Origin of the sequence: Wolbachia endosymbiont (group B) of Ischnura elegans (assembly GCF_947251585.1) — a bacterium.
GTDB lineage: Bacteria > Pseudomonadota > Alphaproteobacteria > Rickettsiales > Anaplasmataceae > Wolbachia.
This window is the reverse complement of the sequence record NZ_OX366371.1, coordinates 30,311-46,110: the sequence shown is the minus strand read 5'-3', so window position 1 is coordinate 46,110 and position 15,800 is coordinate 30,311. Positions and strand designations below refer to the sequence as shown.

11 protein-coding genes and 4 pseudogenes are annotated in these 15,800 nt (G+C 33.9%); 8 read left to right on the top strand and 7 right to left on the bottom strand.

What is annotated here, in order from left to right:
- Positions 1-6 precede the first annotated feature (6 nt).
- Positions 7-1,356, bottom strand: a complete 1,350-nt coding sequence (gltX, locus tag OPR58_RS00215; protein ID WP_064085301.1) for a glutamate--tRNA ligase — start codon at positions 1,354-1,356, stop codon at positions 7-9.
- A gap of 221 nt (positions 1,357-1,577) precedes the next feature.
- Here gltX and typA point away from each other — a divergent pair, with 221 nt between their 5' ends.
- Together typA and OPR58_RS00205 are read left to right on the top strand one after the other, a co-directional pair.
- A complete protein-coding gene (gene typA, locus OPR58_RS00210; protein ID WP_007302691.1) occupies positions 1,578-3,407 on the top strand; it encodes a translational GTPase TypA in 1,830 nt (609 codons plus the stop codon).
- Between the two features lie 317 nt (positions 3,408-3,724).
- Positions 3,725-4,951 carry a CCA tRNA nucleotidyltransferase gene (locus OPR58_RS00205; RefSeq protein ID WP_265023205.1) on the top strand — a complete coding sequence of 409 codons (1,227 nt, stop codon included), beginning with the start codon at positions 3,725-3,727 and terminating at the stop codon, positions 4,949-4,951.
- On the opposite strand, the gene OPR58_RS00200 is transcribed toward OPR58_RS00205, so the two are convergent.
- The 5 genes and pseudogenes from OPR58_RS00200 to OPR58_RS00180 all read right to left on the bottom strand — a co-directional run bounded on the left by OPR58_RS00200 (position 4,944) and on the right by OPR58_RS00180 (position 10,718).
- Complete coding sequence (locus tag OPR58_RS00200) at positions 4,944-7,049, bottom strand: coiled-coil domain-containing protein (protein ID WP_265022729.1); 2,106 nt, start codon at positions 7,047-7,049, stop codon at positions 4,944-4,946. The genes OPR58_RS00205 and OPR58_RS00200 overlap by 8 nt on opposite strands.
- A 176-nt stretch (positions 7,050-7,225) precedes the next feature.
- Positions 7,226-7,759, bottom strand: a complete 534-nt coding sequence (locus tag OPR58_RS00195) for an HK97 family phage prohead protease (protein WP_265022728.1) — start codon at positions 7,757-7,759, stop codon at positions 7,226-7,228.
- Between the two features lie 175 nt (positions 7,760-7,934).
- Positions 7,935-8,348: a hypothetical protein gene (locus OPR58_RS00190; protein ID WP_265022727.1), complete on the bottom strand. Its 414-nt coding sequence runs from the start codon at positions 8,346-8,348 to the stop codon at positions 7,935-7,937.
- Positions 8,349-8,623: 275 nt separating this feature from the next.
- Positions 8,624-9,742, bottom strand: a pseudogene (locus tag OPR58_RS00185) (IS256 family transposase).
- Positions 9,743-9,758: 16 nt separating this feature from the next.
- The gene (locus OPR58_RS00180) at positions 9,759-10,718 is read right to left on the bottom strand and encodes an IS5 family transposase (RefSeq protein WP_265022212.1); all 960 of its coding nucleotides are present in this window, start codon (positions 10,716-10,718) and stop codon (positions 9,759-9,761) included.
- 109 nt (positions 10,719-10,827) lie between these two features.
- On the opposite strand from OPR58_RS00180, the pseudogene OPR58_RS00175 reads away from it, so the two are divergent.
- A pseudogene (locus tag OPR58_RS00175) lies at positions 10,828-11,214 on the top strand (transposase); the annotation flags it as partial.
- A 10-nt stretch (positions 11,215-11,224) separates the two neighbouring features.
- Here OPR58_RS00175 and OPR58_RS00170 read toward each other — a convergent pair.
- A pseudogene (locus tag OPR58_RS00170) lies at positions 11,225-11,971 on the bottom strand (Rpn family recombination-promoting nuclease/putative transposase); the annotation flags it as partial.
- 129 nt (positions 11,972-12,100) lie between these two features.
- Here OPR58_RS00170 and OPR58_RS00165 point away from each other — a divergent pair.
- The 5 genes and pseudogenes from OPR58_RS00165 (at position 12,101) to OPR58_RS00145 (ending at position 15,754) form a co-directional block, all read left to right on the top strand.
- A complete protein-coding gene (locus tag OPR58_RS00165; protein WP_265022725.1) occupies positions 12,101-12,646 on the top strand; it encodes a helix-turn-helix domain-containing protein in 546 nt (181 codons plus the stop codon).
- Position 12,647: 1 nt separating this feature from the next.
- Positions 12,648-13,013: a transcriptional regulator gene (locus OPR58_RS00160; RefSeq protein WP_320109916.1), complete on the top strand. Its 366-nt coding sequence runs from the start codon at positions 12,648-12,650 to the stop codon at positions 13,011-13,013.
- A gap of 300 nt (positions 13,014-13,313) precedes the next feature.
- Positions 13,314-13,940, top strand: a pseudogene (locus OPR58_RS00155) (IS6 family transposase).
- A gap of 156 nt (positions 13,941-14,096) precedes the next feature.
- Positions 14,097-14,330: a TomO hydrophobic C-terminal domain-containing protein gene (locus OPR58_RS00150; protein ID WP_064085884.1), complete on the top strand. Its 234-nt coding sequence runs from the start codon at positions 14,097-14,099 to the stop codon at positions 14,328-14,330.
- A gap of 104 nt (positions 14,331-14,434) precedes the next feature.
- Positions 14,435-15,754 carry a dihydroorotase gene (locus OPR58_RS00145; protein ID WP_264686463.1) on the top strand — a complete coding sequence of 440 codons (1,320 nt, stop codon included), beginning with the start codon at positions 14,435-14,437 and terminating at the stop codon, positions 15,752-15,754.
- Positions 15,755-15,800 lie beyond the last annotated feature (46 nt).

Here is a 15,800-nt window from a genome sequence, read left to right as displayed (position 1 = left end):
TTGGTGTCATTCAAATACATTCGGTGCATTTAAACCTTTTGTATGATTTTCTTCTAACCTTGCAACAATGCTCTCTCTACCGATAAAAATTAATAATTTAGCGAGTTCTGGACCTGTTTCTGTTCCTGTTAAAGCGAGGCGCAACTGCATAAATAGATCTTTTGCCTTTATATCAACTGTCTGTCGAATATTTTTAACCCACTCTGATAATGTGTTTTCATTACAATCACCTTTAGGCAATGAACTTAGCGCTATTTTTATAAACTCTTTATTAAGAACCACAGGCTCTATACCAAATTTGCATGTTTTCCACCATTTGGCCACCTCAGAAAACTTTTCTATATTACTCCTTATAAAATACCAAAACTCTGAGCCAATTTGACTTAAACGATCTTGCACCATTTCAAATGGCATTTGTTGCAGCACTTTGCTATTTAGCTTATACATTTCACTCAAGCTGAATTGTGCAGATGCTGAGCTAAATTTTTTAATATCAAATGAGTTAATTAAAGACTGCATATCAACATGAGCTTCTATCGGATCAGATGTGCCAAGTTTTGCTAAATAGCTAGTTAGCGCCATTGGCTCAATCTCATCTTCTCTTATGGACTTAATATCCAACCCACCTTTCCGTTTCGATATCTTGCTATCATCAAAATGTAGTAGGGGAAGGTGAGCAAATATAGGAATTTTCGCTTTTAATGCTTTAATAATTTGGATCTGAACTGCGGTATTAGTTACATGATCTTCCCCGCGTACAACATGGGTTACATTAAAGTCAACATCATCAACAACAGAAGGTAACATGTATGTATAAATTCCATCTTCTCTTTTTACCACAGGATCGCTAATGTGAATTGTTGCAATATTTATTTCACCTTTAACTTCATCATTCCATTTTACAATTTCGTTTCTATTCAATTTAAATCTGAAATGTGGTTTTCGTCCTTCTTGCTCATAACGAATTTTCTCTTGCTCAGTTAGAAGCAACGCACCTCTATCGTAAACAGGGGGAAGACCTTGTTTTAATTGCAATTTTCGTTTAGTGTCTAATTCTTCTCTTGTTTCATAACATGCATAAATATGACCTTCTTTCATTAACTGTAAGAAAACCTCGTTATAGCTCTCAAAACGCTCTGATTGCTTAAAACTTGAATTCCAATTTATGCCAATCCATTTTAGGTCTTCTATGATATTATCTACATATTTGATATCTGAACGCTCAAGATCAGTATCATCAAAACGTAGTAAAAATTTTCCATTTTGATTACGTGTGTACATCCAACAAATGAGTGCAGTGCGTATGTTTCCTACATGTAGGTAGCCAGTTGGGCTTGGAGCGAATCTTGTTAGCATTTAAATGATTACTTTAGTTTATTTAATTTTATATAAATGTACTGCTAAAGCAAGATTCTTCTTTGTCTTGGTGTTAGTTGCTACAAAGTACAGCGAACATGAAACCTTTTTGTTAGAGTTCCATGATCTGCCTAAAATACTCTGAAAGCACGGCTTTAGTTATTTACTCTAAATATATTATACGTATACTTGTTATTAAATTAAATTTGAAATGATAAGAAATGAGTGAATTTAAATCAATCCGCAATATTGCAATAATTGCACACGTTGACCACGGAAAAACTACTTTACTTGATAACATGTTAAAACAAAGTGGCACGTTTCGTGAGAATCAAGAAGTTCAAGAACGAGTGATGGATAGTGGTGATCAAGAACGTGAACGTGGGATTACAATACTTGCAAAATGTACGTCAATAATGTGGGGTGATGAGAAAATCAATATCATTGATACACCAGGACATGCGGATTTTGGTGGAGAAGTGGAAAGGGTGCTCTGCATGGCAGATGGTGTATTACTACTGGTTGATGCTGCAGAAGGTCCAATGCCACAGACTAAGTTTGTGTTGTCAAAAGCACTAAAGGCAAATTTAAAACCGATTGTGATAATCAATAAGGTTGATCGACCAGACAGCAGAATTGATGAAGTACTAAATGAAATATATGAGTTATTTTTTAACCTTGATGCAACCAACGAGCAACTAGATTTTCCAGTACTCTATGCTTCAGGTAGAAATGGTTGGTGTGCTAAGGAGCTATCTGATGAGAGAAAAGATTTAAGCCCATTATTTTCAACGGTTATAGATTACATAAAACCTTCCGTTTATGATCAAAATGCACCTTTTGCTATGCTAGTTACTTTACTTGAATCTGATAAATTTCTTGGCAGAATATTGACAGGAAAGATCTACCAAGGAATCGCGCAAGTTAACTCAGATCTTAAGGTAATTGATCTTGATGGTCAAGTGGTTGAGCGAGGGAGATTAACTAAGTTACTCTCATTTTCTGGCTTAAAACGCGTTCCAGTAGAGCAAGCTGTAGCTGGTGATATCATTGCCATTGCAGGACTTGAGAAAGCTTCAGTTTCAGACACTATAGCAGCACCAGAAGTTACAACTGCGATCAGCTCAACTCCAGTTGACCCGCCAACAATGGCGATTACTATAAGCGTGAATGACTCACCTTTTGCTGGGCAAGAGGGAACAAAACTTACCTCAACTGTTATAAAAGATCGTTTATATGCAGAAGCAGAAACAAACGTTGCAATTACTGTAACTTTGGCTCCAAGTGGTGAAGCATTTGAAGTAGGTGGACGTGGTGAGTTGCAGCTTGGGGTACTGATTGAAAATATGAGAAGGGAAGGTTTTGAACTTTCAGTTTCACGGCCTCGAGTGCTGTTTAAAGAAGAAGATGGCAAAAAACTTGAACCTATAGAGGAAGTAGTAATTGATGTAGATGATGAGTATAGTGGAATCATCATGGAAAAACTTAGCTTTCGAAAAGGTGAAGTAACTGACATGAGACCTTCTGGTAGTGGCAGAACTAGGTTGACATTTTTAGTGCCATCAAGGGGATTAATTGGCTATCAAGGAGAATTTTTAACTGATTCTCGCGGCACTGGTATAATCAACCGTTTATTTCACAGTTATGCTCCACATAAAGGTTCAATTTCCGGAAGGCGTAATGGGGTTTTAATTTCAACAGACAAAGGCGAAGCAGTAGCGTATGCAATTTTCAATCTGCAAGATAGGGGAATTATGTTTGTTAAGCCACAAGATAAGGTATATTGTGGTATGATTGTCGGTCAGCATAGTCGTGACAATGATTTAGAAATAAATGTACTTAAAGGTAAGCAATTAACAAACGTAAGAGCTTCAGGTAGCGATGAAGCTATAAAGCTTACTCCACCAAAAATAATGACACTGGAGGATATGATAGCATATATAGACGATGATGAATTGGTAGAAGTAACTCCAAAATCTATACGTTTGCGTAAGAAGTTCCTCGATCCAAATGAACGTAAACGTGCAGGAAGGGCGAAGAATAAAGAGTAATCAACGTTCCTGATAAAAATCTGGATGAGCTACTCGGATAACACCATCATAAAGGGAACCAGTGTCAGTTACTTGAGCAGGTACTGGGATGAAAAGAGAAGGCTACAAAGGTGTCATGCAAGTAGCTCATCCAGATTTTTTATAATCATCGAAAACATTGTATTTTAACATTACTTTTATACTTATAAGTTTCTAGGCACTGGATTTGTTGTAGACTTACTCTATCACTTTACTCTCTTATTTTACCACTCTCCTGCCTATATATTTTTATATGAGGCTTTTTGCGAAAATTTTGCATTTTGTGTAATATGATATATATGAAAATTGATCACGAAGTTAGTATAATTATTGAGGCAATAGAGAAATTTGGTGGTGAGGCAAGGCTTGTTGGTGGATGTGTTAGAGATTCAATTTTGCAGCGTGAAATTCACGACATTGATCTTGCTACTAATCTGCTGCCTAATCAAACAATTAAAGCGCTTAAGCTTTGCAATATAAAGACTATTCCAACTGGTCTGAAACATGGAACTATCACTGCAATTTTAGACAAAAGGTCCTTTGAGATTACAACGCTAAGACATGATGTAAAGTGTGACGGTAGACATGCGAAGGTAGAATTTACTAATGATTGGCAAGCTGATGCTTCAAGGCGCGACTTTACGTTTAATGCTCTTTATGCAGACAAGCATGGCCATATATACGACTACTTTGGTGGAATTGAAGATTTAAAAGCGCGAAAGTTAAACTTCATAGGCAACGCTGAAGATAGAATTAAGGAAGACTATCTACGTATTTTAAGAGCGTTTCGTTTTCACGCTAAAATATGCATAGGAGATTTAAGTGATAAAATATTGGATGTATGCAAAGAGCATTCGCACATGATTCAAAACCTCTCTGGAGAGAGAATAAGAGAAGAAATATTTAAACTCTTGGAATGCAATGATCCTGCTCCAACACTTAAGAGCATGCAAAAATCTGATGTTTTACAAAAAATTATTCCAAAAGAAGTAAAATGCGAAATTTTATCTTCACCACTTCTTATCAACACTAAACCTCCTACAAAACCCTCAGCGTATGGCCATACGCCTTTCCTAGATCCCACAATCGATGCACTAACAAAATTAGCGTTGCTTATTAGGACTGCTGAAGATAGAGTTAGTCTTGGGGAAGAAGTGAGCAAGTTTTTACGTCTTTCAAATAAGCAAAAGAAAAAAATATTATTTTTATTATCAAACAATATCAAAACAGAGCTTTCAGAAAAAGAGCAAAAGAAATACATATCTTTATTTGGTAAGGAATTATATTGTGACTTAATGAAGATTTGTGGTATTGAGTCTGGAATAAATGTTGATGAGTATATTTCATTTGCTAAGATGTTTAACATTCCAAAATTTCCTTTATCTGGTGATGATTTAATAACTATAGGTCATCAACCAGGAAAAAATTTAGGTAGAAACTTGGAATTGCTACGACAACACTGGGAAGACAGCTCCTACACTTTAACAAAGGAGGAGCTGATACTTTATGCTAAAAGTTTTATCTAGACATTGCTTCTTGCTTCACACTTACCGGAGTGCTATTAGTGTGACTCATGGAAGGATTAGGTGTTAATTTGTATTTTTCTTTAGCTTTCTTTGTTAATTGATACTCGTTTACTCCTCCTTGAGTCTGATTACACATTCCCTGATTTGGGGATAAAAATTTATCTCTTATACTTGATGCCAGTTGTAATCCCTGAATCTTATATGAAAAACATTTCATTTCAGCTTTTATTAACTCCTTCACAATAAATTCTTTGACTGAATCACTATTGTTATCATTTCTGTTAGCCAAAAAACCTGTGAAAGAATTTAGTATTGCTTTACTATCTTCTTCATTTAAGTACAACTTTTCTGCACACCTCTCAACAAAAATTACCTGTTTGAGATCATGTTTTTTAACAAAATCTTTAGCAAGTTCTTCAACAACTTTGTTAACCTTAGTTTCTATGATCGCTTTTCCAGATTTAACCAAATTCTCTTCCAACAGTGCAAGTAACTTATCACTTTTAAATTTATAACCATTTTGATATACTAGAGATTGTATAGTTTTCTTAAGCACGTTATGGCAAAAGTGTTTTTCTTTAAATTCAGGAAAACTTTTTTTCAACTCCTCATTTTTCTTAGATAAAAAGTTCTTGAGATCCTCATTCCCGCGAAGCTTAGATAAACTCTTTGAAATTATAGAATAAGTAGTTGATTTTGCAATAGATACTGTACTAACTTTATCTACCTCTTTAGTTTTTGCTTGTGCTTTAGTTTCTTTATTAATATCTTCTGGCTTTTTACTAGCGTCTTTTAGCTCATTTTTTAACTTTTGTTGTCCACTTTCAGGTCTTGAAACTTCAGTTTGTTTATCTTTTGATGTCAAACTTTGATTAGGTATTTCTTTATTATTTCTAGTAGAAAATGTTGTAATATTTTCTGTTTTTTTTGCACTCAGATGTTCAACTTGTTTTTGTAACTTTTTATTTTCCCCTTGTGAAGATTTTAATTTTCCCTCCAAATCTGCCTTTTGTTTCTTTATTTCAACGTTACTTTCTTCTAATTTCTGTGATTTTTCCTGCAATTTGTCAACTTCACTTTCTAATTCTTTTTTCTCTTTTTCAATGGTATTTAGATTAGTCTTTTCTTGCTCTAATTGTTGCTGAGTACTTTCCAATTCTCTTGTAAGGTCCTCTACTTCAGTATTTTTTTTCTTAGCTTGTTCTAATTCTGCTTGTTTCTCCTCAAGTTGATTTTTTAATTCCTTTATTTTAGCATCAGATTCGTCTTCTAACTTACTAACTTCATTCTCAAGTTCTGTTTTTTGCACTCGTAGGTTTTCATTCTCTTTCTTCACAGTTTCATTTATATCTTTATTTTCATGAAATGACTTTATTAAATCCTCTTGTTCTTTTATTTTTTGGTCTTTTGTAAATATAGTTTGCTGTTGTTCGTTCTTTTTATTCTCCATTTCCTTTTCCTTTTGTTCTAATGCTTTATTTAATTCCGTTAAACTACCTATTTTCTTATCTTTTTTTTCTATCTCTGCTGAGAGCATTTCTATTTTATTTGCAAATTCTTTACTGCGCTCAATTAATTCTTTCTGCAAATGTAATATCTCTTCAGACTTTTTCTTCAACTGTACTAAAAATTCTTCTCCTCTTTTTCGTGCAACTTTTGCTAATTCTTTATAACTCTCTTTAAGTTTTTTAATTAAGGAGTTTAATTGTTCTTTTTCCTCTTTTAAAAAATCACTCTCTAATTGTAAATTTTCAATATACTCTGCTTGATTATTACAGAGCCCAATGAACACCTCTAGTGCCTGACTTACACCTTCCAGTTGCTCCTTTAATTTTTCATTCTTATCCTCTGTCTCAACAAATTCAGTCTGAATTTCTGTATCTTTAAATGTAGTTTTACCTTCACTAATTATTTTACTTTGGACCTCTTGTGCTACAACTTCAGAAATTTGAACACTTTGATCTACTACTTCGGGAGCATCAGTTTGAACTCCATTATTCACAATAACTTTATTGTGGTGTAGGATATTCTCTGCCCATTTATTCCATCTCCCTGGCAATATTCGTCCGATTGTTTTTAGATATAGCAAAGCAAGCACAGTGGATAAGCTATATTTTTTTTCCTTTTGTTTAATACTAGGTTTGTAATTAACCTTATTGTTAGCATTTAGCATAAAATTACCTAATTTTTAAAGTATTGAAGTTATGTATATTAATATAATTATTAAATAAATAATAATATAAATGTTAAATTGTGTGAAAATTTTTATAGATTTTAAGTAGAAATACACATGTTCGTAAGCACAGAATTTGCTTTTTCTATTGCTCTTGCTAACATTTCTTGTTCATTGTAATGATTCTTCACATTGATTACCTGAGCTGACAAATTTGCAGGGAAAGTGACTAAACTAACTTCCCATAGCTCCACTTGTTTTAACACTCGAGCTCCGCTTTCATGATCAACATCATACTCTATTAGTATATAGCCAATCGAAAGCCCGTTAATAGTTCCAGTTTTGAGCATTAAATATGCTTCCTCTGCTTTTTGAATACCAAAAAGCAAATGTGCAGTTATATATAGGCCAACATCATTTTCGCAAATATCCGTAATATTACCTATAGGCTCGCTCGGATTGTGCTGCCAAAGAAGTTTTATCTGACTTTTATTTAAGTTATTCTTAAATGCTCCTGGTAATATCAGATCATTTTGCTTATCAACTATATTAAAAACGCTCGCATAGCCAGAAAATACTCCGTTTTCTTCTATGCTTTTTATTGACAATGGTGAATAGAGAAATTTCTTATTCATAAGTCCTCCTTGTAAATTATGGTATTGGGTTTGCCAGCGCTCTGAGCCAGCTTAAAATGTTGTATAGATTGTTTTCCTATATCTCAGGATGAGTATAAGGCACTGCAATATAATTCTATTGTATGCAGTGCTTTGAAAATGGGGAAGTACTTTTTTAGTTATAAAATTTGTCATTTTATATATATAAGGGTAGGGTTTGTTGCACATTGGGTTGTTCAACAGCAGCGTTTTCTAGATTTGTAGAAACAGCTTCGTTTGTAGGAGTAATTATTTTTCCTAGAAGGAAGCCAAATCCCAAAGAAACAGCTGCTATAAAACCATTCATTAATGACTCTGTCCATGTTTCTCCCTCGTATTCTTGATAGATTTTAGAATATATCATTGTGCCTAAGAATGCTCCAATCATTGATCCAACCAGTTTACTTGTTTCAGCTACTCTCTGTCTTCTCAACTCAACTTCTCTTAGACCTTTATTATTGGCTTCATTCAGGTTTAAATTTCTTTCCAACTCTTCTGATGTTTTCTCCTCAGCATCTTGGGATTTTGTTGATGAACTTTTCTGTAAGTTTTCTAATTCTTGTGTGTCCATCAACACCTCACTATTAAAGCTTAAGTACAAATCATACAGCACTATAATTGTTTAGTCAAGGTAAATACTAGTATATTAAGTAAATATTTACTATATTAATATGATTGCTTAAATTCACAACTAATTGTTTGGGGGAATAAAAAGATTGTGTTTTGTAGGTGATTTGCGTAGCGGAAGGTGTTACCCCAGTTTTACAACACTGGGATAACGGTAAAAGTAGCTATATGCTCTGTCCTTGAATATTTTGTTGTTCAGTGGTAGCATTTTCGGGAGTGTTAAATAAACTGTGTCAACTCGATTTTTAACCTACCAGGAAAAAAGATATCAAGTTGAGAGATAGTTAAAGCCCAATCATGTATAGGCATAGTCCATTTCTCTCCTGCCTTCTTTATAGCACAATATACCTGTTTATACAAGGCATTTGTGCTGGTAAATGAGCCCTTAGTTTTAGTAAATTTTCTGATCTGTCTATGTAACCCTTCAATAGGATTTGTGGTATAAATTAACTTTCTTACAGGGCCGGAATATTTAAAATAACTAGACAGATTTTCCCAATTATTCTCCCAAAACTAAAGTATATTTTTCTCCCCATTTTTCCTCCAGTTCAAGTAAATAATTCTCGGCTATTTCTCTACTTGATATGTTTTTTTCAAATCATTCATGAAAACTTTTGCTCGATACATATTTCAGTGAATTTCTTATCTGATGTACTATACATTTCTGCTTTAGGAAATACGCTATTTATAGCTGTAGGAAAGCTTTTTAACACAAGCTATCAGAATATCATCTACTCCTCTCTCTTTTAGGTCATTTAGTACTCCCAACCAGAACTTCACTTTCAGCCAAATAAAAACCCAAAACTTCTTTTCTGCCATTTTGCTAATATGTTATACATACATTTGCTTACACAATGCCCGTCCTCCTTGACCTTAAAAAACCATGAACACTATTGGATATACAGATTGCAGCGGACGACTGCGCCATTCGTTGATTACCGGTAACAATTTGTCAGTAATACTTGATATCTCTGCTGCAGATATTTTATATTTCTTCTACATGCGATGCTATATCCCATGCCACTGGCATATGTACTTAAAACCTTTGCTTCAAGTTCGGTTGTTTGCCTTTTTCTGACTACTTGTGGCTCGAAACTTCCTTCTCTATCTCTTGGTGTCAATAGTTCAAATACTTGTCCGTAAAGTCTTTGAATTTCTTCGGTTGTTTTCTTCGCTTTCAGCCGACAAATGGTTTTCTATCTCGCCTTCCCTCTAGCAGTTTTTTATAAATGGTGTTAATGCTCCATCTCTTCCTGTCAATGGTCTTCCTTCTCGTATAGATGAGAAGATATTTGTTTCTAATTCTTTATGGCTTTGTTGCATAGCACTGATAGGCATGTAAATCACAATGAACTTACGCAGCTAATTTAAATTTAGCCATACCAATATCAGTAAATTTGTTCAGTAAGTAGCACTTAATTAACAGCTCTTTTTCACGATTTACCTCTGATTTATTTTTCAAGCCAAACCCAAATATTTGCTTCAACCTATAGAAAAAGACTTCAATATAAGACCGTGCTCCATACTTAACTTTTTTCTTCCATTCATTAATACCATCTTCATAATTCTCATATGACCTAATTCTACTAATATACTTGTTTCTTTCTGATAAGTAGTCAGCTAAACAAATTTTAGTATCCTTCCTAGGGCGAATAATAGGCACAATATTGTATTTTCTGCATTCTTTATACACACTTTTTATATCATAAGCCGCATCTGCTCGAATAGAACAAATGTTATATTTATCACTGACTTCTTCTAACATATCGCAGACCGGCAAATAGTCTACAGCAACACCACTAGTGTAGTTCATGCTTATTGCTTTCTTATCATTTATGTTTAAAATAACATGTAATTTTCTTACTTGACCATAACCACTGTATTTTCTTTTTCGAATATTAAGCTTACTATGCCCACCGTTATTATTGTAGATACTAACTCTAGTGCTATCTACGGCAATTTCAACATTTTCCAGATCATCTTTATTGCTTCTATGGTCATCAATCTTCAAATTAAGCTTTTTAAATCTTCTGGAAGCTTGTGTATAGCTGATAATCTTAAGTTTTTTGCCTATTTGTACCATATAACCTTTTACAAAACCTACAGCTTGTCTCAAGCCAATTCTAAAAAGATGAACTATTATGTGTATTAAAATTACAACTTTATCACTATAAGTGTTATTGCCACCTGCAACTTTTGGACTATTTTCATACCAATTTTCTATGGCTTGATTAACAAAATGAAAAACATTTCCTCTTTTTTTTAGAAACTCATTATATTCTCTTTGGTTACTTACTCTCATTTTTTGTGGCATAAGTTATACTTGTTTGAAAAATGCCTATTTTACAACAAAATGCGTTAGTAACCATAAGCTTTTCTCCTTACAATAACCTCAACCAACACTAGCTATGCAACAAAGCCTTCCTGATTTGAAGGAAAAAAGCAAACTGCTAACTAGCTATAAAGGTGTTGGACGGAAAACCGCAAGTATCCTACTCATAGAGGTACCTGAACTTGGCAGGTTAGATAATAAGGAAATAGCTTGTCTAGTTGGAGTTGCACCAAAAACTAGTGAAAGCGGAAGGAAAGTAAGCAAGGCCCAAGTCATAGGTGGCAGATTTTATGCTCGAAAAGCATTATACATGTCTGCTGTGGTTGCAATGCGTCATAATAAAAAAATGAAAGTATTTTACCAGCGTTTAGTTGACTCCGGCAAAGCCGCTAAAGTTGCTTTAGTTGCTGTAATGAGAAAAATCATCATTTGTTTAAATGCTATGATAAAAAACAATAATTTTTATCTTGATGTTTAAGACGGTAGATGCCTTTTTGAGTAGCATCATCGAGTTTTTGTTCTAAGATAGCAGCTTCTTTCTGTAAATCCATTACCCTTTCTTCATAAGCTATAAGATCCTTCTCATTCCAATGAAACTTATCTAACTCATCATATGCTAGCTTTATTATTGGTGATTTTTCTGCTATTTTTCTTAAATCTTCATCGGTCGTTTCTTCTGCATATTTGAAGAAAAATAGCCAACGATCTACTACATTTTCTAGCTGCTCTTCTCTACTCTTAGGAAACTTTGGTAACTCAATGAAAATAAATTGAAAATCTTTTAAGTCATGCTCGTTAGTTTTTTCATCTCTTATGGTATGGCTAGATATATAATCAAGCTTATCAGGAAATAAATTACAGTTAGAAATAGCAATAAAGAAAACCTTCTTTAAATCAATGTACTTACCACCTTTATCAGCCTGCCTTGAGTAAGCCTTAGCAGCATATAATTGAGCCCGTTTTTCGAAGCCTTTATCACGAGCGAGTTGCATCTCAATCACGTATCTGGCCCCAGTAGAATCTCTGCACAGAACATCGACAATACTCTGCTTATCAGAGGCAATTTCAGGGTCCATAATGGTGCTAAGGAATTCAACTTCTTGTATAGTATTTATTTCAGTAAACCCCAAAATATCATTCAAAAAGTGGATAAGGATATTCTTATTTTTTTCAGTACCAAAAATTTTCTTAAATGTTAAATCAAGCTTAGGATCTAAAAATCTTGAGAGAGCCATAGAAAATCCACTTAAAAAGCATTAATAATTATACACAATTGTGAAGAAATATTCAACTAAAATTCAAACATAGAAAGAAGCATCCCTTTTGTATATCTTTATTTGGTAGTATTAACCTGTATAATATTTATGACAAACATCTCGATAAGGTACCAGATAGCACAAAAAGTAAGGAGCTGGGGGTTAAAACAAAAATATACCCTGAAAAACTTAGCAGAAAAGGGAGGCATAAACTATCATACACTGCTAAGATATGAGCAAGGAACATGTGGCATTCCAACTGAAAAGCTAAAAGTTATAGCAGAGGTGTTATCAATTCCTATTAGAAATCTCTTTCCTGGGCGAAAAGTACTAAAAGAAAGCAGTTGTTTTGACAAAGCTAAGATCCAGGAAATGTATAATTTCATAGAAAAATACAAAAGAATAGAAGGACGCAAAGCAATTTATGCATTAACCAAATCTATCCGAACTGAGGAAGAAAGTAATATAAAAGCAGCAAGAATAAAAATTGCAAAGGATCTAGTTAAGGTAGGGCTTGATACTGAGATTATCTATCAAGCAACAGGCTTATCAACCGAAGAATATGCTGATAAAGAGAGATACGAGCCAAACAGAGGACAAGAGATAAAAAAGTGGAAGAGGCTATACGCAAGAAGAATTAGCAAAAAAGCTTAATATAGGACCCTCACAGATACATCACTACGAGCAAGGGAGTGTTACGATTTTAAGTGAAAGGTTATGGGAAATAGCAAGAGAATTATCAGTGGATGTTGAAGATTTGATAAAGGAATATAAAGAAAATGATTGCAAAGATGGTGAAGCAGAAAATGAATTATTAAGTTGGGCAAGAGAATATAGAAAAATTGATAATCAAGAATCACTAGATGAACTGAATATATGGGTAGAATTTTTATTGCAAAGAAAGCAAATTTACAAAGAGAAGATTGATAAAGTAGAGGAAATGAAAGTTGCAAATAATTTACTCAAGTTAGGTTTTTCTACTGATGTTATTTCTAAAATAGTAACAACTTCTTTTACATAAAGAATTAATTTTCAATTAGATAAAATAAGCATCTGTTAATATCTTAATTTCTTGATGAAAAAATAAGTAAAAAAGATTGAAAAATTGATTTGACTTCACTCGAAAGCTATGGCCTTATGCCAATGCTGATAAAAAACAGCAGTAAATAATTAAAAACAATTTGTTATTAACGAGGAGTATATTTTATGAATAATGGTAAAAAACTTACAGAAGAAATTGAGAGAGTACTACAAAGGGTTCTGTCGCATTTGTAGGGAAGTAGAAAGAAGAATGATATAATTGTCTAAAAAAAAAGCAAAGATGTTTCGTATCAATCAAAAATTGTTGCCATATTTCAAAGGATTTAGCTTTTCAGCGGATGTTATCTGTATACATGAAATGTCGATTCTCTTTGAGCTATCGAGATTTGGAAGAAATGATGAGTATAAGGGAAGCAAAATGCTACGTTACAAAGGTGGGTTATCACCACTGATAGATGAGGCAGTAAGGAAAAGAAAGAAGCAGGTTGGTAGTAGTTGGAGAGACTTACATTAAATTAAACGGTAAATGGGTTTATTTATATACTGTAGACTTCCTCTTGTGTGTTAGTAGAGACAAGTCTGCAGCACTTGCATTCTTTCGTAAAGCCTTCAGGAGTAACTATCTTCCTGAGAAAATTGTAATTGATAAAAGCGGCAGTAATACTGCTGCTCTTGATGATTTGAATGCAGAAATTTCTGAAGATTACAGTCCTTCAAATAAAATATCTAAATAATATTGTTGATAGATTTATCAAAAAACTAATAAAGCCAATGCTTGGGTTTAAAAGCTTCCATTCCGCAAAGATTACCATCACAGGCATAGAAAATATTCGTATGATTCAAAAAAGACAAATTATTAAATAATGTTTCTACTTTTGAGAATTTTGCTATGTTAATGGCTTCATAACTCCTATAATCCCACCTTTAATGATCTTCTTTCCTATGGTTTATAGATGCGACAGAACCGGAAGGGCAGCTGAATGATACAAGGCAAGGTCTAACTGATGAAGTAACTCAACAGAAACAATCTGAAAGCAAGGATGAAGAGCTAAATGAAAAATTCTTGAAAGCAAAAATTTATAGTAAAAGGCAAGGTAATTATGCTTCTGTTTCTTTTGTATTATCTGGAGCATTTGCTGTTGGTACAAGTCTAACAATGGTTCATTTAGCAATGTGTGTTTCGCTTGCTGTAGCTGCATTAACTTTTCTTGCAGTAGGATGTTACTGTTCTTATAACGCAAATACCGCACTTAATAACGTTGAAATCGAAAATGGTAGTTATAGAATAGCTGCTTGAGTATTAATTTAAATATTCTTTATTGCTAGTTTTATATCATCACTTTAATTTGGTTGTATTTTACTAAAAAAACTTTAGATTTATTTTATAATCGATACTCAAATATGATTTGGAATTTATTGCAGACAGGGCAAAAGGAAGGCTATAAAATTGCGTATACCAATGCTCGTATTATTGACCCGGAAACTAAACTTGATATAAAAGGTTCATTATTGACTGAAGGGGGTAAAATTGTTGATTTTGGCGAATCATTATTTTCAACAAGTGGAGTTGATGAAATAATAGACTGTAAAGGGCTTGTTCTAATGCCAGGCCTTATTGACATTCACGTACATTTTCGTGAACCAGGTCAAGAGCATAAAGAAACTATACATACAGGCAGCAAATCTGCAGCTGCAGGGGGCGTTACAACTGTAGTTTGCCAGCCAAACACTGTTCCAGCGATTGATAGTGTTGTCTTCGCTAAGTATTTGAAATATAGAGCATTTGAAACTTCGCATGTGAATGTTCAATTTTACGCTAAAATCACCACTTCGGAAGAAAAATTAACTGAAATGGCACTCTTAAAGGAAGCAGGTGCAGTTGGGTTCACCGATGATGGTATGCCAGTTATGAATCCAATGATTATGAGACAGGCACTGCTTTATTCAAGTATGCTTGGTGTTCCTATTGCTCAACACGCAGAGGATTTGAATCTATCTGCTGGTGGCGTAATTAACGAGGGTAAGATTTCTGAAGAATTGGGAGTAAAGGGAATCTTGAGTGCATCGGAATCGGTTATGGTAACTCGTGATATACTGCTAATGAAGAACATAGAAAATGTACACTACCATATTTTACATGTCTCTTCAAAAGATTCACTTGATGCTATTAAACGTGCAAAAGATTTGGGATTAAATGTTACGTGTGAAGTAACTCCTCATCACTTTACTTTAACTGAAGATATAGTAAAACAACACGGAGCAATCGCAAAAATGAACCCGCCGCTTCGCACTGAAGAGGATCGTTTAGCTATGATTGAAGGTTTAAAGACAGGTGTGATTGATTGCATTGCAACCGATCATGCTCCGCATGATCTTAGTTCTAAAGATCTGCCACTTGAAAATGCTGCATTTGGTATTATTGGCCTTGAAACAATGCTGCCCCTTTCACTTGAACTATATCATAGTGGACAAATGGGTCTACTTGATGTGCTTGCAAAATTGACATATAAGCCTGCAGATATCATACATATGCCACGTGGCCGCATACAGAAAAACCTTGTAGCGGACTTAATTTTAGTTGATTTGGATCATGAATGGGAAATTAAAGTTGACAACTTTGCTAGTAAATCAAAGAATTCGCCTTTCGGTGGACGCAAAGTGAAAGGGCACGTAGTACGTACCGTTGTGTCTGGCAAAACTGTATATTTACAGAAGAGTTAGTTATTATACAATTGTGCTCTCAATTTCAATCAATTGTAAAGATTTA